This is a genomic window from Modicisalibacter ilicicola DSM 19980, from assembly GCF_900128925.1.
Lineage (GTDB): Bacteria > Pseudomonadota > Gammaproteobacteria > Pseudomonadales > Halomonadaceae > Modicisalibacter > Modicisalibacter ilicicola.
Window position 1 is genome coordinate 147,439 of sequence record NZ_FQUJ01000003.1, and the last position, 19,901, is coordinate 167,339.

Annotated in this window: 17 protein-coding genes and 6 tRNA genes; 11 read left to right on the plus strand and 12 right to left on the minus strand. The window is 63.4% G+C overall.

The features are described from left to right. The first annotated feature begins 1 nt into the window (after position 1). Positions 2–80, plus strand: a tRNA-Leu gene (locus BUA41_RS03285). A gap of 51 nt (positions 81–131) precedes the next feature. Here BUA41_RS03285 and BUA41_RS03290 read toward each other — a convergent pair. The 3 genes from BUA41_RS03290 to BUA41_RS03300 form a co-directional block, all read right to left on the minus strand. Beyond that, on the minus strand, positions 132–986 hold the full coding sequence (locus tag BUA41_RS03290; RefSeq protein WP_072819731.1) for a DNA/RNA non-specific endonuclease: 855 nt from the start codon (positions 984–986) through the stop codon (positions 132–134). A 208-nt stretch (positions 987–1,194) separates the two neighbouring features. Beyond that, positions 1,195–1,470: an Lrp/AsnC family transcriptional regulator gene (locus BUA41_RS03295; RefSeq protein ID WP_072819733.1), complete on the minus strand. Its 276-nt coding sequence runs from the start codon at positions 1,468–1,470 to the stop codon at positions 1,195–1,197. A gap of 94 nt (positions 1,471–1,564) precedes the next feature. Beyond that, entirely contained in the window at positions 1,565–2,041 is a 477-nt protein-coding gene (locus BUA41_RS03300; protein WP_072819735.1) for a methylated-DNA--[protein]-cysteine S-methyltransferase, read from the minus strand. Between the two features lie 214 nt (positions 2,042–2,255). Here BUA41_RS03300 and BUA41_RS03305 point away from each other — a divergent pair, with 214 nt between their 5' ends. Next, on the plus strand, positions 2,256–2,570 hold the full coding sequence (locus BUA41_RS03305) for a high-potential iron-sulfur protein (RefSeq protein ID WP_072819737.1): 315 nt from the start codon (positions 2,256–2,258) through the stop codon (positions 2,568–2,570). Between the two features lie 71 nt (positions 2,571–2,641). On the opposite strand, the gene BUA41_RS03310 is transcribed toward BUA41_RS03305, so the two are convergent. From BUA41_RS03310 to BUA41_RS03350, 9 genes are all read right to left on the minus strand, one after another. Continuing rightward, positions 2,642–4,189 (minus strand): SpoVR family protein, encoded by a 1,548-nt coding sequence (locus BUA41_RS03310; RefSeq protein ID WP_072819739.1) that lies wholly within the window; start codon positions 4,187–4,189, stop codon positions 2,642–2,644. A 64-nt stretch (positions 4,190–4,253) separates the two neighbouring features. Beyond that, positions 4,254–5,534 carry a YeaH/YhbH family protein gene (locus tag BUA41_RS03315; protein WP_072819741.1) on the minus strand — a complete coding sequence of 427 codons (1,281 nt, stop codon included), beginning with the start codon at positions 5,532–5,534 and terminating at the stop codon, positions 4,254–4,256. Between the two features lie 79 nt (positions 5,535–5,613). After that, positions 5,614–7,536: a PrkA family serine protein kinase gene (locus BUA41_RS03320; RefSeq protein WP_072819743.1), complete on the minus strand. Its 1,923-nt coding sequence runs from the start codon at positions 7,534–7,536 to the stop codon at positions 5,614–5,616. Between the two features lie 247 nt (positions 7,537–7,783). Then, a complete protein-coding gene (locus BUA41_RS03325; protein WP_072819745.1) occupies positions 7,784–9,796 on the minus strand; it encodes an NADPH-dependent 2,4-dienoyl-CoA reductase in 2,013 nt (670 codons plus the stop codon). Between the two features lie 169 nt (positions 9,797–9,965). Further along, positions 9,966–10,042 (minus strand) — tRNA-Asp (locus BUA41_RS03330). A gap of 3 nt (positions 10,043–10,045) precedes the next feature. Continuing rightward, positions 10,046–10,122: transfer RNA gene (locus BUA41_RS03335), tRNA-Val, on the minus strand. A gap of 37 nt (positions 10,123–10,159) precedes the next feature. Next, positions 10,160–10,236: transfer RNA gene (locus BUA41_RS03340), tRNA-Asp, on the minus strand. 85 nt (positions 10,237–10,321) lie between these two features. Then, a tRNA-Asp gene (locus BUA41_RS03345) sits at positions 10,322–10,398 on the minus strand. Between the two features lie 42 nt (positions 10,399–10,440). Continuing rightward, positions 10,441–10,516: transfer RNA gene (locus BUA41_RS03350), tRNA-Val, on the minus strand. A gap of 531 nt (positions 10,517–11,047) precedes the next feature. On the opposite strand from BUA41_RS03350, the gene ccoN reads away from it, so the two are divergent. From ccoN to BUA41_RS03395, 9 genes are all read left to right on the plus strand, one after another. Then, a complete protein-coding gene (gene ccoN, locus BUA41_RS03355) occupies positions 11,048–12,472 on the plus strand; it encodes a cytochrome-c oxidase, cbb3-type subunit I (protein WP_072819747.1) in 1,425 nt (474 codons plus the stop codon). Between the two features lie 22 nt (positions 12,473–12,494). Further along, on the plus strand, positions 12,495–13,103 hold the full coding sequence (gene ccoO, locus BUA41_RS03360; protein WP_072819750.1) for a cytochrome-c oxidase, cbb3-type subunit II: 609 nt from the start codon (positions 12,495–12,497) through the stop codon (positions 13,101–13,103). Between the two features lie 3 nt (positions 13,104–13,106). After that, the gene (locus BUA41_RS03365) at positions 13,107–13,322 is read left to right on the plus strand and encodes a CcoQ/FixQ family Cbb3-type cytochrome c oxidase assembly chaperone (protein WP_072819752.1); all 216 of its coding nucleotides are present in this window, start codon (positions 13,107–13,109) and stop codon (positions 13,320–13,322) included. Further along, positions 13,319–14,242 carry a cytochrome-c oxidase, cbb3-type subunit III gene (gene ccoP / locus BUA41_RS03370; RefSeq protein ID WP_072819754.1) on the plus strand — a complete coding sequence of 308 codons (924 nt, stop codon included), beginning with the start codon at positions 13,319–13,321 and terminating at the stop codon, positions 14,240–14,242. Before BUA41_RS03365 ends, ccoP begins: the two co-directional genes overlap by 4 nt. Positions 14,243–14,401: 159 nt before the next feature. Further along, positions 14,402–15,862, plus strand: coding sequence for a cytochrome c oxidase accessory protein CcoG (ccoG, locus tag BUA41_RS03375; RefSeq protein ID WP_084671110.1), 1,461 nt, complete (start codon positions 14,402–14,404; stop codon positions 15,860–15,862). A 3-nt stretch (positions 15,863–15,865) separates the two neighbouring features. Then, on the plus strand, positions 15,866–16,375 hold the full coding sequence (locus BUA41_RS03380) for a FixH family protein (protein ID WP_072819756.1): 510 nt from the start codon (positions 15,866–15,868) through the stop codon (positions 16,373–16,375). Further along, positions 16,372–18,876, plus strand: coding sequence for a heavy metal translocating P-type ATPase (locus BUA41_RS03385; RefSeq protein WP_072819757.1), 2,505 nt, complete (start codon positions 16,372–16,374; stop codon positions 18,874–18,876). Before BUA41_RS03380 ends, BUA41_RS03385 begins: the two co-directional genes overlap by 4 nt. Further along, positions 18,873–19,145, plus strand: coding sequence for a cbb3-type cytochrome oxidase assembly protein CcoS (ccoS, locus tag BUA41_RS03390; RefSeq protein ID WP_072819758.1), 273 nt, complete (start codon positions 18,873–18,875; stop codon positions 19,143–19,145). Before BUA41_RS03385 ends, ccoS begins: the two co-directional genes overlap by 4 nt. Then, positions 19,145–19,876 carry a sulfite exporter TauE/SafE family protein gene (locus BUA41_RS03395; protein ID WP_072819759.1) on the plus strand — a complete coding sequence of 244 codons (732 nt, stop codon included), beginning with the start codon at positions 19,145–19,147 and terminating at the stop codon, positions 19,874–19,876. The genes ccoS and BUA41_RS03395 overlap by 1 nt, the downstream gene beginning before the upstream one ends. Positions 19,877–19,901: the final 25 nt, after the last annotated feature.

Consider the following 19,901-nt stretch of genomic DNA (forward strand, 5'->3'; position numbering starts at 1 on the left):
TGGCGGAATTGGTAGACGCGCTAGCTTCAGGTGCTAGTGTCCTTACGGACGTGGAGGTTCAAGTCCTCTCCTGGGCACCACACGCATCATCATCGACGCCTTCCCATGGCGGTTATGCCGCGACACGCATGTCAATAGCGCGAGGGTAATCTGGCGACGCTCCCCAGCGCCCACCCTTGTCTGCTCACCTCGCTCTCGAGGCGATCTTCGACCTCATCCGGCAGCAAGGAAAAGAAGTCCAACCCGGTGCGCGCCTCGATCTCGTCGATGCTCACGAGATAACGATCGAGAGGCTCATTGCCCTTCACCGTCTGCGGCATCAGAAACGCCAGGGCCCTGGGTCGCTCGCTCGGGACCACGAGAATCTTGTAGAACGCCTGGGGCACTTCCACCAGGCCGACCCGGTTGAAGGCATTGTCGATAAGGTTAGCCGGAAAGACCGGCCCGGTGATCACCTCGACTACCCCGAAGCGCGGCACGAAGTGATCGATGATCACCTCTTCCAGACGCTGCCAGAGCTTGCGATTGAGGTTCGGCCGCTGGGGCGAGATGTTCGACATCAGGAAGGTCTGCGCCTGGGCGTCGCGTCCGTGCACCGCGGCGATGGCGTAGTTGGGTGCCAGGTGTCCGCGATCGTAGCCGCTGCCGAAGTAGCTCTGCGGCGCGATGGGCCAGAGGGTGCGCCAGTCGCGGCGAAAATCCGGGCGCGGCCCGCTGTATGGATCGTCCACCTCGTGCAGGCGATAGCTCACCCACAGCGGGTTGACCCGCACGTCCGACCAGCCGATCAGCACGCCCTCGTTGCGCAACACGCGGTGGAAGCTGGTGAACCCTGGCTCGTCCCAGGTCGGCACGCCCATCCAGCTCAAGCGGTCGCGAACGTCCTGCTCCTGCCAGTACCACAGACCGCTGGCCGCCAGCACGAACAGCAGGGAGACTCCCAGATTGCGAACCTGACGGCGTAGAAAGGGTAAGGAAAGCAGCATCAAGATTTATTCGAATTTTGTGAATCAAAAAAAGTGCTCGGGTCACGCATAGACTTGTACTGAAAAGCAGGCGAGCAAAGTCCAGACAAGGCAAAAATTGGCGAGAGAACGGACTGGGCTCGCACGCGAGTTTACACGAAGTAAATGAGTATCTTGAGCCAATTTTTAACGCCGTATGGACAAAGCGCAGACGCTTTTCAGCCAAGTCTCAAAGGCCCACGCTGAACATGGTCTCCAGATCATGCCGCGAATGCACCTGCATGGCATTGAGCGTTTCGGTCTCGCGAATACCCTCGACCTGCATGAGGCGGCCGGTGACCAGTTCCGCCAGGCTCTCGAAGTCAGTGGTGCGTGCGATGGCGACCAGGTCGTAACGTCCGCAGGTCGAGTAGACCTCACTGATGCCTTCGACTTCGGCCAGGCGTTCGGCCACGGCCTTGATCTGACCTTTCTCCGCATTGATTAGAATCACGGCATTCTGCATCGAACGGCTCCTTGCCTGAACTCAGGATGGGTCCGGCACGCGACCGACCCAATGTCGCCACGCAGTATATCAACTCCACGCGCGACGCGAGCACTCATTCGGGACGATGGCGGCCTTCGAGATCCAGCAATTGCTGCTTGATGGCTTCGCCCCCGACGTAGCTTCCGATACCGCTGGCCGCGACGACTCGGTGGCAGGGGATCAGGATCGGCAGCGGGTTGGCCGCGGTTGCACTGCTGACGGAAATGACCGCCTTGTCGTGCCCCAATCGATGAGCCAGTTCGCCGTAGGTCCGAGTCTGCCCGTAGGGGATGCGCATCACCGCCGCCCACACTTCCCGCTGGGCTTCACTGCCCCCGGGCACGATATCGACATTGAAATGACGCCGTCGCCCCTCGAGATACGCCGACAGCTCTTCCCGAGGGCTCGCGAGGGCGTCGTCGTCGCGCTGCCATTGATCCGTATCGGGCGGCGCTTGCGCGCCATCGAGAAACCATAGGTGATGCAGACCCGCCTCATCACCGGCCAGCAGGAGCTCCCCCACCGGACTGGAAAGAATCGTATAACGCACGCCACCCTCCCCTGACAACCCCTGAAGCCTTCGTGATGTGATCGATAGCCACCCCGAAATTAGTGAACGCCGCCGGCATCGACTAGGATAAAATCATCGAACCTTGGAGTGTTTCGATCTGTCATAAGCATGGCAGCATATTGCGACAGTGCACAATAGAGGCGAATCAACGCCCTTGAACCGTGACTTACCCATGAAAAATCAAGGAGATACCATGGCCAATCAGAGCCGCCGTGTGTTCATGCGCCATAGTCTATTCGGTCTCGCCGCCCTTCCTCTGGGAGCCGGCCTCCTGTCCCGGCGCGCCTTCGCCCAGGAACTCGAGCCGCTCGATCCCGAGAACCCCCAGGCCAAGGCGCTCAACTACGTCAAGGAGGCCGAAGAGGCCAGCGACCACCCCGCCTATGAGGATGGTGAATTGTGCTCGAACTGCATGTTCTTCCAGCAGGACAACAACGGCTGTCAGCTGTTCCCGCAGAATAGCGTCGAGCCGAACGGCTGGTGCCAGTCCTGGACCAAGCAAGCCTGACCCCTGGCAGTCACCTGCCGTGACCCGCGCCGGAGATTGCCGGCGCGGGTCTCATCGCCCCGTTACCGTCGTCACTTTTCCCCGACCTTCTCGGGCAGGGGCCACTGGTAGCGTCGCACCACCTCCTTGTCTTCCATCGAGACCAGCTTGACCGGGAAGCCCCACAAGTGGTGCAGGTGGCGCATCACCGGATAGACGCTCTTGGCCAGGGGGCGTCGCCGGTCCTGTACATGATGCAGCGTCAGCGAGCGGTCGCCGCGGATGTCGGCCTTCCATACCTGGATGTTGGGCTCGCGCACCGATAGCGCGTACTGCACCGACAGGGCTTCGCGGATGCGCTGATAGCCGCGATCGTCGTGAATGGCCTCGATCTCCAGCATTTCCTCGCTATCGTCGTCGACCAGGGAAAACAGCTTCAGGTCGCGGATCACCTTGGGCGACAGGAACTGCTGCACGAAGGACTCGTCCTTGAAGTTGCGCATGGCGAAATGCAGGGTATCGAGCCAGTCGCTGCCGGCGATGTCCGGGAACCACTGGCGGTCCTCGTCGGTCGGCGCCTCGCAGATGCGCCGGATGTCGCTGAACATGGCAAACCCGAGCGCATAGGGATTGATGCCGTTGTAGTGTGGATGATCGAACCCCGGCTGGCTGACCACCGCGGTATGCGATTGCAGAAATTCGAGAATCAGCCCTTCGTCGACCAGCCCCTCGTCGTAGAGCCGATTCATCAGCGTGTAGTGCCAGAAGGTCGCCCAGCCCTCGTTCATCACCTGGGTCTGGCGCTGGGGATAGAAATACTGTGCCAGCTTGCGCACGATTCGTACGATCTCGCGCTGCCAGGGTGCGAGGAGCGGTGCATTCTTCTCGATGAAATAGAGCAGGTTCTCCTGGGGTTCGGCCGGATAATGCCCCTGCTGACGCAGGCCCAGGGGGTCCTCGTCATCATCCTGGGGCAACGGCTCCTGCCCCTGGAAGGAAGGGATGGTACGCCACAGCATGTTGACCTGGGATTGCAGGTACTCCTCGCGTTCGGACTGACGACGCGCCTCCTCCTCGGCGGAGATCGGCGACGGGCGCTTGTAGCGATCGACGCCGTAGTTCTGCAACGCATGGCAGGCGTCCAGCAGCTGCTCCACCGCCGCCACGCCGAAGCGCTCCTCGCACTCGGAAACATACTTGCGCGCGAACACCAGGTAGTCGACGATCGCCGAGGCATCGGTCCAGGTGCGAAACAGATAGTTGCCCTTGAAGAAGGAGTTGTGGCCGTAGCAGGCGTGCGCCATGACCAGCACCTGCATCATCAGGGTGTTCTCTTCCATGAGGTAGGCGATGCACGGGTCGGAGTTGATCACCAGCTCATAGGCCAGCCCCATCTGCCCGCGGCGATAGGCCTGCTCGACGGCGAGAAACTGCTTGCCGAAGGACCAGTGGTGATAGCCCACCGGCATGCCCACGCTGGCGTAGGCGTCCATCATCTGTTCCGAGGTGATGATCTCGATCTGGTTGGGATAGGTATCCAGGCGATACTCGTCCGCCAGCCGGGCGATCTCCCGCTCGTAGTCGGTGAGCATCTCGAAGTTCCAGTCGGAACCGGTGGCAATGGGGGATCGTTGGGTCATGCTGCCTCCTGGCCGGACGACAAGGATCCTGTCGGCCCGGCGTCATGGCCGCCTGTGTCGCGACTCACGCCACGGCACGGCGGCGGAACAGTTCGCGAAACACGGGATAGATGTCTCCCGCCTCGACGATCTGTCGCATGGCGAAACGTTCTGGAAAATCGTCCTGCACGCTTTCGTACTCCTCCCACAGCGCCTGGTGCGCGTGGGGGGTGATCTCGACGTAGGTATAGTACTGCAAACGCGGCATCAGCGACTTGACCAGCAGCTGGCGACAGGTGGTGGAGTCGTCGTCCCAGTTGTCGCCGTCCGAGGCCTGGGCGACGTAGAGGTTCCATTGCGCCGCGGGGTAGCGCTTGGTGATGATCTCGTCGACCAGGGTCAGGGCGCTGGAGACGATGGTGCCGCCGGTCTCCCGGGAGTAGAAGAACTCCTCCTCGTCGACCTCCTTGGCGGCAGTATGGTGACGCACGAAGACCAGTTCCACCTTCTCGTAGTTGCGCTCCAGGAACAGGTACAAGAGCAGGAAGAAGCGCTTGGCGATGTCCTTGTGGGACTGGGTCATCGATCCCGAGACATCCATGATGCAGAACATCACCGCCTTGTTGGAGGGCTGAGGCTGGTTGACCAGATGGTTGTAGCGCAGATCGTAGGTATCGATGAAGGGCACCGATTCGAGCCGTTTCTCGAGCCGCTCGATTTCGGCCTTCAGCTCGTTGATGCGCGCCGGATTGCGCAGCACCGGGTCCTTGCGCTCCTCCGCCTCGAGCGCCTCCGCCGCCTCGCGCAGGGCACGCCGGATCGGAGCGCGCATGGCGATGCGCCGGGCCTGGGCCTCGCGCATCGATCGCACGATGTTGATCCGCGAGGGCACCCCGTCCTTGGAGATGCCGGCGCGCACCGGACGCACCTCCTCGAGGTCCACCAGTTGCTTGCGCTCGAGATGAGGCAATTCTAGGCCGTCGAACACGAAATCGAGGAACTCCTCCCGGGTCAGTGAGAAGGCGAACTCATCCATGCCCTCGCCCTGGTTGGAGGCGCTGCCCTCACCGGCCCCGCCGCCATCCCCCCCACTGGGGCGGCGCAGTCGATCGCCCTCGACAAACTCCTTGTTGCCGGGACTGACGATGGTGCGCTTCCCCCCCGGTCCATGCTGGAAGACCGGCTCGGAGATGTCCCGGGCCGGGATCGATACCTTTTCGCCGCGCTCCATGTCGGTGATCGAGCGGCGATTGACCGCCTCCTCCACCGAACGCTTGATGTGGGTACGATAGCGGTCCAGGAATCGCTGTCGATTCACCGCACTCTTGTGGCGTGCGTTGAGTCGACGATCGATGAAATAGCTCATGCCTACCTCCCCTGCGCGGAGTCGGGCCCCGGGAGGAGAGGCGCCACTTGCCGTCTCTCCTCCCGGGCGGTGGGGGGCGCTACTGGGACTTGCGCACCCTCAGATACCACTCGGACAGCAGCCGCACCTGCTTCTCGGTATAGCCGCGATCGACCATGCGCGCGACGAAATCCTCGTGCTTGCGCAGATCCGAGGCAGACGCCTTGGCATTGAACGAGATCACCGGCAGAAGCTCCTCGGTATTGGCGAACATCTTCTTCTCGATCACGCCCTTGAGCTTCTCGTAGGACTGCCAGCTGGGATTCATGCCATTGTTCTGGGCCCGCGCACGCAAGACGAAGTTGACCACCTCGTGACGAAAATCCTTGGGGTTGGAGATTCCCGCCGGCTTCTCGATCTTCTCCAGCTCCTCGTTGAGCGCCTGACGATTGAACAGCTCGCCGGTCTCCGGGTCGCGGTACTCCTGATCCTGGATCCAGAAATCGGCGTAGGTCACGTAGCGATCGAAGATGTTCTGGCCGTATTCGCTGTAGGACTCCAGGTAGGCGGTCTGAATCTCCTTGCCGATGAAGTCGACATAACGCGGGGCCAGGAACTCCTTGATGAAACGTAGATAGCGCTCATGAGTCTCCTTGGGCAACTGCTCGTGCTCGAGACGCTGTTCGAGCACATAGAGCAGATGCACCGGGTTGGCGGCGATCTCGTGGGTGTCGAAGTTGAACACCTTGGAGAGAATCTTGAAGGCGAAACGGGTCGATAGACCGTCCATGCCCTCGTCGACGCCGGCCGCATCGCGGTACTCTTGGATCGACTTGGCCTTGGGGTCGGTATCCTTGAGGTTCTCACCATCGTAGACGCGCATCTTGGAGTAGATGCTCGAGTTCTCGGGTTCCTTGAGTCTCGACAGCACCGAGAACTGGGCCAGCATGCGCAGGGTATCCGGTGCGCAGGGGGCTTCGTTCAGCGAGGAGTGCTCGAGCAGCTTCTTGTAGATGTTGATCTCCTCGGAGACCCGCAGGCAATAGGGCACCTTGACGATGTAGACCCGATCGAGAAACGCCTCGTTGTTACGGTTGTTGCGGAACTGCTGCCATTCGCTCTCGTTGGAGTGGGCCAGCACGACACCTTCGAAGGGGATCGCCCCCATGCCCTCGGTCGGGTTGTAGTTGCCTTCCTGGGTCGCCGTGAGCAGCGGGTGCAGCACCTTGATCGGCGCCTTGAACATCTCGACGAACTCCATCACCCCCTGGTTGGCCTTGCACAGGCCGCCGGAGAAACTGTAGGCATCCGGATCGTCCTGGGAGTAGAGCTCGAGCTGGCGGATATCCACCTTGCCGACCAGCGAGGAGATATCCTGATTGTTCTCGTCCCCCGGCTCGGTCTTGGAGATGGCGATCTGATTGAGCCGCGAGGGATGCAGACGCACCACCCGAAACCTGGAGATATCGCCGCCGTACTCCTTGAGTCGCTTGGCCGCCCAGGGCGACATCACGCTCTTGAAGTAGCGGCGCGGGATGTTGTACTCCTTCTCGAGCAGTTCGCCATCCTGCTCGGGCGAGAAAAGCCCCAGGGGAGACTCATAGACCGGCGAATCCTTGATGGCGTAGAAGGGCACGCGCTCCATCAACAGCTTGAGCCGTTCGGCCAGGGAGGACTTGCCGCCCCCGACGGGGCCGAGCAGGTAGAGGATCTGCTTGCGCTCCTCCAGGCCCTGGGCAGCATGCCGGAAGTAAGCCACGATCTGCTCGATGGCCTCCTCCATGCCGTAGAACTCCGAGAAGGCTGGGTAACGACGGATGACCTTGTTGGTAAAGATGCGTGACAGGCGTGGGTCCTTCGCCGTGTCGATCACCTCCGGCTCGCCGATGGCCTGTAGCATGCGTTCTGCAGCCGAGGCGTAGGCGGAGGGGTCTTCACGGCATAACTCCAGGTACTCCTGAAGACTCATTTCTTCTTGCTGAACCTGCTCGTAGCGGTTCTGCACATGATCGAAGATACTCATCGAAGCCTCCTTGGTCGCGATCCCCGGCCGCTCGACAAACGTCAATGCGCTCCGGACAGGCGTATTTATCAGCATAGACGGATAAAACAGCTGGCGAGGGAGAGCTTTTCCTGCGTTTTCAACGCAAACTCACGCACGCTCTTGTTTATTGGTAAGAGCGCCGGGGGCCGGGATTGGTTCGCCCCCGCAAATAAGGAAGTTGTGTAACAAGAATGTTTCACCCGTTCCCGGGGCACACGCATTCCGTCTACAGCCGCGCGGCCAGGCGTGTGCCTTGATCGATGGCCCGCTTGGCATCGAGTTCGGCCGCCTTGTCCGCCCCGCCGATCACATGCACCGATACTCCGCCGGCACGCAGCGGTTCGAGCAGCTCCACCACGGACTCCTGGCCGGCGCAGACGACGACGCTGTCGACCTCAAGCAACCGCTCCTGACCATCGATGCGCACATGCAACCCCGCGTCGTCGATCGCCAGGTACTCGCACCCGGGGATGGCCTCGACATCGCGATGCCGCAGCGACACGCGGTGCACCCAACCGGTAGAGGTGCCCAGCCCCTTGCCAGGCTTCGAGCTCTTGCGCTGCAGCAGATAGACCTGGCGTGGCGTGCCGGGGCGCTCCGGGGCCTTGAGCCCACCGCGGTTGCTCACCCCGAGATCGACCCCCCACTCGTCGTACCAGGCCTCGGGCTCGAGGGTTGGGTGGCCGACATGGGTCAGCAGTTCCGCCACATCGAAACCGATGCCCCCGGCGCCGATGATAGCGACACGCCGCCCGATCCGCTCCGGGTGCAGGATCGCCTCGGGGTAGCTGACCACCATGGGATGGTCGCTGCCCGGCAGCTCGATGTTTCGCGGGCGGACCCCGGTGGCCAGAATGACCTCGTCGAACCCGGTCAGCGTCTGCAGGTCGGGCGCCGTGTTCAAGCGCACCTCGACGCCATGCTTGTCGAGCATCGTCCGGTAATAGCGCATCGTCTCGTCGAACTCTTCCTTGCCGGGGATGCGCCGCGCGAAGTTGAACTGGCCGCCGAGTTCGTCGTTACGCTCGAACAGCACCACCCGGTGGCCGCGACCGGCGGCGGTCATGGCACTGGACAGCCCCGCCGGCCCGGCCCCCACCACGGCGATCGCCTTCGGCGACTCGGTCGGCAGGATGTCGAGTTCGGTTTCGTGACAGGCACGCGGGTTGACCAGGCAGGAGGTCAACTTGCCTTGGAAGGTGTGATCGAGGCAGGCCTGGTTGCAGGCGATGCAGGTGTTGATCTCGTCGCTGAGCCCGGCCTCGGCCTTGCGAATCCATTCGGGGTCGGCGAGGAAAGGCCGCGCCATCGACACCATGTCCGCATGGCCTTCCGCCAGTACCCGTTCGGCCACCTCGGGCATGTTGATGCGGTTGGTCGTGATCAGCGGAATCGACAGCTCCGCCTTCATGCGCCGCGTCACCTCGGTGAAGGCCGCCCGGGGCACGCTGGTGACGATGGTCGGCACCCGGGCCTCGTGCCAGCCGATCCCGGTGTTGATCAGGCTCGCGCCGGCCGCCTCGATGGCCCGACCCAGGGCCACCACCTCCTCCCAGGTGCTGCCCTCCTCGACCAGGTCGATCATCGACAGGCGATAGATGATCAAAAAGTCCTCGCCGAGAGACTGGCGGATGCGACGCACGATCTCGACCGGGAAACGGATGCGCCTGGCGAATTCGCCGCCCCATTCGTCGTCGCGGTGATTGGTGCGCAGGCAGACAAACTGGTTGATCAGATAGCCTTCCGAGCCCATGACCTCGACGCCGTCGTACCCGGCCTCCCTGGCCAGCCGTGCGCACCTCACGTAGTCCTCGATCTGCGCTTCGACCTCCGCCGAGGACAGGGCCCGGGGCGTGAACGGGTTGATCGGCGACTTGATGGCCGAGGGTGCCACCAGCTCCGGCGAGTAGGCGTAGCGACCGGCATGCAATATCTGCAGGCAGACCCGGCTGTCTTCGGTGTGCACTGCCGCCGTCACCTCGCGATGCCGGGCCGCCTCTTCGGGCGTGGTCAGCTTGGCCGCCCCCTGGAACACCGCACCCTCGGGATTGGGAGCGATGCCGCCGGTCACGATCAGCCCCACCCCGGCCCGAGCACGCTCGGCGTAGAACGCGGCCAGGCGCGCGAAGCCCTCGGGGGCCTCTTCCAGGTTGGTATGCATGGAACCCATCAGGACGCGATTCTTGAGCGTGACGGCACCTACATCGAGGGATCGGAACAGATGGGGGTAGGCAGGCACGGCGGGCTCCTCGCAGAAAATTCAAACGACTGTATGAGCAGTGTAGCGAAGTGCGACCAAGGCACAAGCCCGACCAAGGGCGCAGCCCCATGAAATAAAGAGGAAATGGGATATCAGAACGACAAAACCCCGAGCCATGAGACTCGAGGTTAGCATCGGCTATCGACAGTGGCGGACCGGACGGGACTCGAACCCGCGACCTCCGGCGTGACAGGCCGGCATTCTAACCGACTGAACTACCGGTCCGTGTGGTGGGTGGTACAGGACTCGAACCTGTGACCCCCAGCATGTGAGGCTGGTGCTCTAACCGGCTGAGCTAACCACCCCTATCGACAAGACAGTACCCGCAATGCAACCGCTGGATGGCGGACCGGACGGGACTCGAACCCGCGACCTCCGGCGTGACAGGCCGGCATTCTAACCGACTGAACTACCGGTCCAGTTGTCATCTGCGTCTTGACCCTCAAGACCGGTGACCCAGGATGTGCAGTGCTGGTGCGGCATCGTTCGGGCGATGCCAGGAAATGGCGGACCGGACGGGACTCGAACCCGCGACCTCCGGCGTGACAGGCCGGCATTCTAACCGACTGAACTACCGGTCCCCGTGATTTCCGATTACGTGAGGCCCATTGCCAGAAGGCGAATGGTGGGTGGTACTGGGCTCGAACCAGTGACCCCCAGCTTGTAAGGCTGGTGCTCTTCCAACTGAGCTAACCACCCGTCACGTGGCGCTGCATTCTACAGCGCATCCATGGAATGTCAACGCTTTTCGTCGCTCCGGAGACAAGGCGCTTTCCGTTTCGTTTTCATCGACTTGCCATTACCTTGGATCGCTCGTTTCTGCCCGCGTGAGCAAGCATCGCCGGCGAGACACCGCCGCCGTGCGGCATGATGTCGCATACCGCCAATACCCCCTGCCGAAGGGGGACAACCGAGCATCATGCATGTTACTCCGAGGAGGAAATTTACTTTAAACTATTGCCCCCTCGGAAGAATGGGGGCGCTGCGGTCGTCAAAGTCGCGCACTGACTTTCTTCGGTACTTAACAAGGCGGCTTTATCTGGCAACATCGGCGGTGGGCAGCTAGGTTCTGCCCCGTTGCAATCGACGATGGCTCCATTCAGGTTGGTCGTCGGCTGCGCTAGAATCGGCGGCCGCATTCTTGATCGATATCATGATGCGGGCGGAAGAGCTGAGACATACTCTCGTCCGGGAGCGCCTCCCCAACAACGCGTTCAATGGGAACATGACATGAGCACAGCATTTGAACACCCGACCTACAACTATAAGGTAGTTCGGCAGTTCGCCATCATGACTGTGGTATGGGGCATCGTGGGCATGGGCCTGGGTGTCTTCATCGCGGCACAGTTGGTCTGGCCGGAATTGAACTTCGGCTTGCCCTGGACAAGTTTCGGTCGTCTGCGCCCGCTGCATACCAACGCGGTGATCTTCGCCTTCGGCGGCTCGGCCCTGATGGCCACCTCCTACTATATCGTGCAGCGTACCTGCCAGACGCGCCTGATCTCCGACAAGCTGGCCGCCTTCACCTTCTGGGGCTGGCAACTGGTGATCGTGCTGGCGGCCATCACCCTTCCCCTGGGACTCACCACATCCAAGGAGTACGCCGAGCTCGAATGGCCGATCGACATCCTCATCACCGTGGTGTGGGTCGCCTATGCGATCGTCTTCCTGGGCACCATCTACAAGCGCAAGACCTCGCACATCTATGTCGCCAACTGGTTCTACGCCGCCTTCATCCTGACGGTTGCCGTCCTGCACGTGGTCAACTCCGCGGAGGTCCCGGTCTCGGCCATGAAGTCCTATTCGGCCTACGCCGGTGCCATCGACGCCATGGCCCAGTGGTGGTACGGCCACAACGCGGTCGGCTTCTTCCTCACCGCGGGCTTCCTGGGCATGATGTACTACTTCGTTCCCAAGCAGGCCGAGCGCCCGGTCTATTCCTATCGCCTGTCCATCGTGCACTTCTGGGCCCTGATCACCACCTACATGTGGGCCGGCCCGCACCACCTGCACTATACCGCCCTGCCCGACTGGGCCCAGTCGCTGGGCATGATCATGTCGATCATCCTGCTGGCACCCTCCTGGGGCGGCATGATCAACGGCATGATGACGCTCTCCGGGGCCTGGCATAAGCTGCGTACCGACCCGACCCTGCGCTTTCTGGTCGTCGCCCTGTCGTTCTACGGCATGTCCACCTTCGAAGGCCCGATGATGGCGGTCAAGACCGTCAACGCCCTGTCTCACTACACCGACTGGACCATCGGCCACGTCCACTCCGGCGCGCTCGGCTGGGTGGCGATGATCACCATCGGTTCGCTGTATCACCTGATTCCGCGTCTGTTCGGCGGCACCGAAATGTACTCGGTCAAGCTCATCGCCGTGCACTTCTGGCTATCCACCATCGGCACCGTGCTGTACATCACCTCCATGTGGGTCAACGGCATCCTGCAGGGCCTGATGTGGCGTGCGGTCAATGCCGACGGCACCTTGATGTACACCTTCGTCGAGGCCCTCGAGGCCAGCCACCCCGGCTATATCGTGCGCTGGATCGGCGGCTGCTTCTTTGCCTTCGGCATGCTGCTGATGGCCTACAACGTCTACATGACGACGAAGAGCATCGCGCGCGAACAAGAGCCGGTCCTGCAGACCGCCTAAACAACCGGGGAAACGTACACCAATGAAACACGAGATACTTGAGAAGAACGTCGGGCTGCTCTCCGTGCTGATCCTGGTGGTGATCAGCTTCGGTGGGCTGGCCGAGATCGTGCCGCTGTTCTTCCAGGAGAAGACGACCGAGCCCGTGGAGGGCCTCGAGCCGCTCTCGGCCCTGGAACTCGAAGGGCGCGACATCTACATCCGCGAAGGGTGCGTCGGCTGCCACTCCCAGATGATTCGGCCCTTCCGCGCCGAGACCGAGCGCTACGGGCATTACAGCGTGGCAGGCGAGTTCGTCTACGACCACCCCTTCCTGTGGGGCTCCAAGCGTACCGGCCCCGATCTGGCACGGGTCGGCGGCCGCTACAGCGACGACTGGCACCGCGCGCACCTCTATAACCCGCGGGACGTGGTGCCGGAATCGAAGATGCCGGATTACCCCTGGCTGTTCGAGAACACCCTGACCGGTGAAGACACTGCCACCAAGATGCGCGCACTGAAGGCGCTCGGCGTGCCCTACACCGACGAGCAGATCGCCGGGGCCGCCCAGGAGGTACGCGGCGAACAGGAAATCACCGCGCTGGTGGCCTATCTGCAGCAGCTCGGCACCGTACTCAAGGACACCCGCTGAATCATGGATATCGGAACCTTTCGCGGCATCACCACGCTGCTGATCATGATCGCCTTCCTGGGCATCGTGTTCTGGGCCTACTCCAAGCGTCGCAAGAAGGATTTCGACGAGGCAAAGAATCTGCCGTTCGCCGATGAGGACAAGCGCGACCGCCATGATGCCGGCCACTCAAAAGACAGTGCACATTCCCGCCATGACGAGGGAGACAAGAATTCATGAATAACCTTTGGGGAAACTCCCTTTCCAGTTTCTGGAGCATCTGGATCATCGTCATCACCCTGGGCACCATCGTGTTCTGCTGGTGGATACTCTTTGCCAACCGCAGGACCGACAAAGAGCCCACGGCCGAGGGCGAAGTCGAGACGACAGGGCATAGCGCCGACGGCATCGACGAGTACGACAACCCCCTGCCGCGCTGGTGGTTCATGCTGTTCGTCGGCACCATCATCTTCTCTGTCGGCTATCTGCTGCTGTATCCCGGCCTCGGCAACTTCCAGGGTGTGCTGGGCTGGTCCCAGGAAAACCAGTGGGAAGAGGAGGTGGCCTATGCCCAGGAGCAGTATGCGCCCATCTTCGCCAAGTACAGCGAGGTGCCGGTACCGGAGCTGGCCCAGGATGGCGAGGCCATGCGCGTGGCCGAGCGCATCTACCTCAACAACTGCGCCGTGTGCCACGGCTCCAACGCCCAGGGCGGCTACGGCTTTCCCAACCTGACCGACGACGCCTGGCTGTATGGCGGCGAGCCGGAGAACATCATCACCACGCTCAACAATGGGCGCAACGGGCTGATGCCGGCCTGGCAGCAGCTGGGTGAGGCCAACCTGCAGAACGTCACCAACTACGTGCTGAGCCTCTCCGGCGAGGAGCATGACGCCGACAGCGCCAGCCAGGGCGCGGCGATCTTCGCCTCGGCCTGCGCGGCATGTCACGGTCCGGAAGGCAAGGGCAACCAGGGGATCGGAGGGCCCGATCTGACCGATGATGTCTGGCTCTACCGTCAACCCGGCCAGGACACCTACGCGGCGGTGCTCGAGACGCTGCGCAACGGTCGCAACGGTCACATGCCCGCCCAGGCGGCCTATATCGGCGAAGACAAGGTCCACCTCGTCGCTGCCTATGTTTACAGCCTGTCCAATTGATCCCTACCGATGTAAACCGCGGTGCGGCCGGCGGTCGCACCCATCCCCCTTCCCACGCCACACTCGATAAAATCGATAAGCGGCTAAAGACAACGCTTCCCGCCAGGGTGCTTGCAGCGCCCAAGCTTCACGCCTCACCGTGACACGACAGGTGACTTCATGACGGACAAGATCCCCCTTCGGAACGTGACCCCGGACCCCGCCGTGGGCACCCACGATCCGCACCATGGCGCAAAGAAGGAGATGTATGCTCGACGCGAGCATATCTATGTGCGCGAGATAAAGGGACTTTTCCAGCGTCTCCGGCGTAGTGCCAACTGGGTGCTGATGGCGCTCTATTTCGGCATCCCCTGGCTCTACTGGGGCGACCGCCAGGCCATCCTGTTCGACCTGCCCGCCCGGGAGTTCCATATTCTCGGCGGCACCTTCTATCCCCAGGATTTCATGCTGCTCTCCTGGCTGCTGATCATCTGCGCCTTCGGCCTGTTCTTGATCACGGTGTTCGCCGGACGCGTGTGGTGCGGCTACACCTGCCCCCAGAGCGTATGGACCTGGCTGTACATCTGGGTCGAACACCTCACCGAGGGCACCCGCAATCGGCGCATGAAACTCGACAAGCAGTCGATGAGCGGGGAAAAGGCAGCGCGCAAGAGCGCCAAGCATCTCCTTTGGCTGGCGATCGCCTTCGCCACGGGCCTGACCTTCGTGGGCTACTTCACGCCGATACGCGGCCTGATCGCGGACTTCGCCACGCTCTCGGTGGGCGGCTGGGCACTCTTCTGGGTCGGTTTCTTCACCCTCTTCACCTACCTGAACGCCGGCTGGCTGCGTGAGCAGGTATGCATCTACATGTGCCCCTATGCCCGCTTCCAGTCGGTGATGTTCGACAAGGATACCCTGATCGTCTCCTACGACGAGGCCAGGGGCGAGCCGCGCGGGGCGCGCAAGCGCAATACCGACCAGCGTAGCGAGCGCAGCATCGACCATCGCGAGAAAGGGCTGGGCGACTGCATCGACTGCGGCCTCTGCGTGCAGGTCTGCCCCACCGGTATCGACATTCGCGATGGCTTGCAGTACGAGTGCATCACCTGCGCCGCCTGCATCGATGCCTGCGATAGCGTCATGGACAAGATGAATTACCCGCGCGGGCTGATCCGCTACACCACCGAGCACTCCCTGGAAGGCGGCAAGACACACATCCTGCGCCCACGCCTGCTGGGTTACCTCGCGGCGCTCGTCATCATGATCGGGCTGTTCGTCTGGACCGTCAGCGATCGCCTGCCCCTTGACGTGGATGTCGAACGCGATCGCAACCAGCTCTACAGCATGACCCGCGAAGGCGACATCACCAACGCCTATACCCTGACCATCCGCAACCTAGACGACCGGCCGCACCGCTACCGGATCACGCCCGAAGGGCTGGAAGGCCTTGCCCTGATCGGCAACGATACCGTCAGTGTGGACGCCGGCCGCAGCACCACGCTACCGTTGCAACTCGCCGTCTCGCCCGAGGCCCTCGATGCACCGAGTCAGGCAATCACCATCAACGTCGAGGCCGAGGACGACCCCGACATCACGCTGGCCAAGGAAGCGCGCTTCCTGGGTCAGGCGCGGAGATAATCCATGACGACGCAGACGCGCCCCTGGTACAAGGAATTCTGGCCCTGGTTCCTGCTGGGCATCCTGGGCCTCGCGGTGGCCATGGGCACCACCTTCCTGGTGGTCTCGATCACCAGCTTCGACGGCATGGTCGTCGATGACTATTACAAGGAAGGGCTGGCCATCAACCAGACCCTGGAACAGGATCGGCGGGCCGCCGAGCTGGGTCTGGTGGCCACCCTGCGCATCGACGAACTTACCGGCGATGTCGTCGTGAACCTCGAGGGCGAGGCCCGGCCCGAACAGCTGCAGCTCGACCTGATCTTCCCTTCCCGGGGCGATCGCGACCAGCGCGTGACCCTCGAGCAGGTGCGGGGCGCCCAGTATGTCGGCCAACTCCCCCGGGCACTGCAGTACCGCTGGTACGTACAATTGCAACCGCAGACCGACACCCCCGAATGGCGCCTCCTCGGCGAGATCGAACTTCCTCAGCAGGAGCCGCTGATACTGCGTGCCACCGCCGGAGGGACATGAGCACGTTGGCGAGCTCCATCGACAGCGATATCGGCTGCTACCACTGTGGCTCAAGCGTGCCTCGAGGCGCCCCCTGGCATATCGAACTCGACGAAGAGCGTCACCCGTTGTGCTGCCCGGGCTGCGAGGCAGTGGCGCACGCCATCGTCGACGGTGGCCTGGAAAGCTATTACCGTTTCCGCACCGAACTGCCGGAACGCCCCGACGATCGGCAGATCCAGAGCACGGAAGCCTGGGTGGTCTTCGATGATCCCGATCTCCAGGCTCAGTTCGTGCATCCGACCGAAGACGGCCGGCGCCAGGTCACCCTGGCGGTCGACGGCATCACCTGTGCCGCCTGCGCCTGGCTGATCGAGCACCGACTCAACGCCCTGGATGGCCTGGAGTCGAGCGCCGTCAACCTGAGCCATCATCGCCTGCATCTGGCCTGGGATCCCGAGCGTCTCAAGCTGTCGCGCATCCTCGCCGAACTGGCGGCCATCGGCTATCCCTCACAGCCCTACGAGCCGGACCTGGCCCAGCAGAAACTCCAGCGCGAGGAGCGGCAATCCATCCGTCGCCTGATCGTCGCCGCGGTGGCGATGATGCAGGTCATGATGTTTTCCATCCCCCTCTATGTCTCGGGTCCCGGCGAGATCAGCGAGGGATTCTTCCTGCTGTTCCACTGGCTTTCCCTGGCGCTGGCCACACCGGTGGTGGCATTTTCCGCCCTGCCGTTCTTCAGGAATGCCCTGCGGGATCTGCGCACGCGCCACCTGGGAATGGACGTGCCGGTGTCGATCGCCATCCTCGGCGCCTACCTGGCCAGCGCCTACGCGGTTCTGACCGGCAGCGACGATGTCCATGGCACCCCGGTCTATTTCGACTCGGTGACCATGTTCACCTTCTTCCTGCTGTTCAGCCGCTACATCGAGATGCGCGCCCGGCGGCGCAACGGCCACAGCGGCAACGCGCTCTCCGGCGTGCTGCCCTCCAGCGCGATTCGTCTCGAGGCCGATGGCAGTGAACGTGTCCTGCCCGCCGACCAGTTGCGTGCCGGCGATCGCGTCCGCGTGCGTCCCGGGCATGGCGTGCCGGCAGATGGCATCATCGTCGCCGGCCAGTCGAGCCTCGATGAATCGATGCTCACCGGCGAGACGCTTCCCGTCGGCCGCCGGGTCGGCGACATCGTCACCGGAGGCAGCCTCAACGTCGAGAGCCCCCTGGAGATCGAGGTCACCCACACCGGCCGCGACGCCCGGGCCGCCGGCATCATGGAACTCAGCGACCGCGCCTTCGCCAGCCGGCCGAAGATCGCCGAGCAGGCCTCGCGCATGGCCCACGGCTTCGTCTCGAGCCTGTTGGTCGTCAGCCTCGCGGTCGCCATCGTCTGGAGCTTCGTCGATCCTTCTCGCGTGCTCTGGGTGACGCTTTCCGTGCTGGTGGTGACCTGCCCCTGCGCCCTGGCCCTGGCGACCCCTACGGCGCTGACCGCCAGCCATGGCCAGTTGCGGCGTCGCGGCGTGCTGGTCACCCGGGCCAACGCCATCGAGGGGCTGGCCCAGGCGACCCGCGTGGTGTTCGACAAGACCGGCACGCTCACCGAGGGCCGCATGCGTCTGCGGGAGGTGCGCCCCCTGGCCAGGGACCTGGACAGCGAGCAGGCACGCTCGCTTGCGGCGGCCCTGGAGGCCCACTCGGAACATCCCATCGCCCGGGCCTTTCGCGATCGGGGCCCACAAGAGCAGGACAGCACACCGCTGACCGCCAGCGAGGTACGCAACCTCCCGGGCCAGGGCCTCGAAGGCCACATCCATGGACAGCGTTACCGCCTGGGACGACCCGATTTCGCGATGGACGCGCCTCCCGCGCCTCCCGGTCAAGGCGGTCAATGGTTGCTGCTCTCCCTGATCGGCCCTCGCGAGGCGACGCCACTGGCCTGGTTCCGCCTCGACGACACGCTGCGCGACGACGCCCGGGCCACCGTTGCCGCCCTTGGCGACCTGGGCCTCGAGGTGGAGCTGCTCTCCGGCGACGTCAGCAGCACCGTGGGCATACTGGCCAGGGAACTCGGCATCCAGTCCTGGCAGGCCGGCGCGACCCCGGAAACCAAGCTCGAGCATATCCAGGCACTGCAGGCCCGGGGGGAGCGCGTGGTGATGGTGGGCGATGGCATCAACGATGTCCCGGTGCTGGCCGCCGCCGATGTTTCGGTGGCCATGAACGATGCCACCGACCTTGCCCGGACCAGCGCCGACGCCCTGTTGATGAGCCCGAGACTGTGGCGTATCGTCGATGCGGTAAGGCTCGCGCGCTTGACGCGTCATCTGATCCGGCAGAATCTCCTCTGGGCGCTTTGCTACAACGTTCTTGCCTTGCCCCTGGCTGCCCTGGGCCTGATCCCCCCGTGGGTCGCCGCCCTGGGCATGTCGGCTAGCTCGCTGGTGGTGGTGGGCAACGCGCTGCGGCTCAACCGGGCACGCCTGCCCGTGCCGTCCTCGACCATGGTGGAATCGTCGTGAGTATTCTCTACCTGCTGATCCCCCTCTCCCTGCTGCTGCTCTCCTTTGCGGTATGGGCGTTCTTCTGGGCGGTCAAGAGCGGCCAGTTCGACGACCTGGAGGGCCCGGCCCATCGCATTCTCTTCGACGAGGACGACAATGACCTGACGCCGGAACAGCGACGTCGCAAGCGGGCACGCCGTCGGGAGCGTCAGGGTCACGAGGAGGATGGCCCCGGCGAGGGGCGCGACCGGGAAGACGCCGGCGACCAGAACGCCCCACGCCGCTGATGGATCCCACCGGCCTCGACCTGCCACCGCTGGCGGCAGCCTTCGTCTTCGGCCTGCTGGGCGGTGCCCACTGCATCGGCATGTGCGGCGGCATCATGAGCGCCCTGACCTTCGCCGTGCCACCCAGCATGCGCAGCACCGCACGACTCGGCGGCCTGCTGCTCGGCTACAACCTGGGGCGGATCGCAAGCTACATGACAGCCGGGGCGCTGGTGGCGGGCCTGGGCACGCTGCTCGGCAGCACCCACGATGCGCTGCGCCTGGCCCTGCAACTGCTGGCGGCCGTCATGCTGATCCTGATGGCCCTGTATCTTGCCAACTGGTGGCGCGGGCTGACGCGAGTGGAGGCCTTGGGTCGGCAGCTATGGCGCCATATCGAACCCGCCGGCCGACGTCTGATGCCGGTAGTCCGGGTGCCCCAGGCGATCGCCCTGGGGGCTGTCTGGGGCTGGCTGCCCTGCGGGCTGGTCTATTCGATGCTGGCCTGGAGCCTGGCCGGCGGCGATCCGGGACGCGGCGCGGCCCTGATGGGCGCCTTCGGGCTGGGCACGCTGCCGGCGCTGCTGGTCACCGGTGTCGCCGCCCGGCAGATGACCGCCCTGATTCGCCACCCCGCCACCCGCACCCTGGCGGCGCTCACGATCATCGCCTTTGCCCTATGGCAGCTGTGGTCCCTGGGGCTGCAGTTCCTGCCGGGCGAGGCGGCCTCGCCCCATGCCGGCCACGGGTAGTCGTGGCATCACGGGGCGGACGCCT

Excerpts from the sequence above, each read along its gene's own strand:
- BUA41_RS03290 (WP_072819731.1), bottom strand. The coding sequence starts at position 986 with ATGCTGCTTTCCTTACCCTTTCTACGCCGTCAGGTTCGCAATCTGGGA.
- BUA41_RS03295 (WP_072819733.1), bottom strand. The coding sequence starts at position 1,470 with ATGCAGAATGCCGTGATTCTAATCAATGCGGAGAAAGGTCAGATCAAG.
- BUA41_RS03305 (WP_072819737.1), top strand. The coding sequence starts at position 2,256 with ATGGCCAATCAGAGCCGCCGTGTGTTCATGCGCCATAGTCTATTCGGT.
- BUA41_RS03310 (WP_072819739.1), bottom strand. The coding sequence starts at position 4,189 with ATGACCCAACGATCCCCCATTGCCACCGGTTCCGACTGGAACTTCGAG.
- BUA41_RS03315 (WP_072819741.1), bottom strand. The coding sequence starts at position 5,534 with ATGAGCTATTTCATCGATCGTCGACTCAACGCACGCCACAAGAGTGCG.
- BUA41_RS03320 (WP_072819743.1), bottom strand. The coding sequence starts at position 7,536 with ATGAGTATCTTCGATCATGTGCAGAACCGCTACGAGCAGGTTCAGCAA.
- ccoN (WP_072819747.1), top strand. The coding sequence starts at position 11,048 with ATGAGCACAGCATTTGAACACCCGACCTACAACTATAAGGTAGTTCGG.
- ccoO (WP_072819750.1), top strand. The coding sequence starts at position 12,495 with ATGAAACACGAGATACTTGAGAAGAACGTCGGGCTGCTCTCCGTGCTG.
- BUA41_RS03365 (WP_072819752.1), top strand. The coding sequence starts at position 13,107 with ATGGATATCGGAACCTTTCGCGGCATCACCACGCTGCTGATCATGATC.
- ccoP (WP_072819754.1), top strand. The coding sequence starts at position 13,319 with ATGAATAACCTTTGGGGAAACTCCCTTTCCAGTTTCTGGAGCATCTGG.
- ccoG (WP_084671110.1), top strand. The coding sequence starts at position 14,402 with ATGACGGACAAGATCCCCCTTCGGAACGTGACCCCGGACCCCGCCGTG.
- BUA41_RS03380 (WP_072819756.1), top strand. The coding sequence starts at position 15,866 with ATGACGACGCAGACGCGCCCCTGGTACAAGGAATTCTGGCCCTGGTTC.
- BUA41_RS03385 (WP_072819757.1), top strand. The coding sequence starts at position 16,372 with ATGAGCACGTTGGCGAGCTCCATCGACAGCGATATCGGCTGCTACCAC.
- BUA41_RS03395 (WP_072819759.1), top strand. The coding sequence starts at position 19,145 with ATGGATCCCACCGGCCTCGACCTGCCACCGCTGGCGGCAGCCTTCGTC.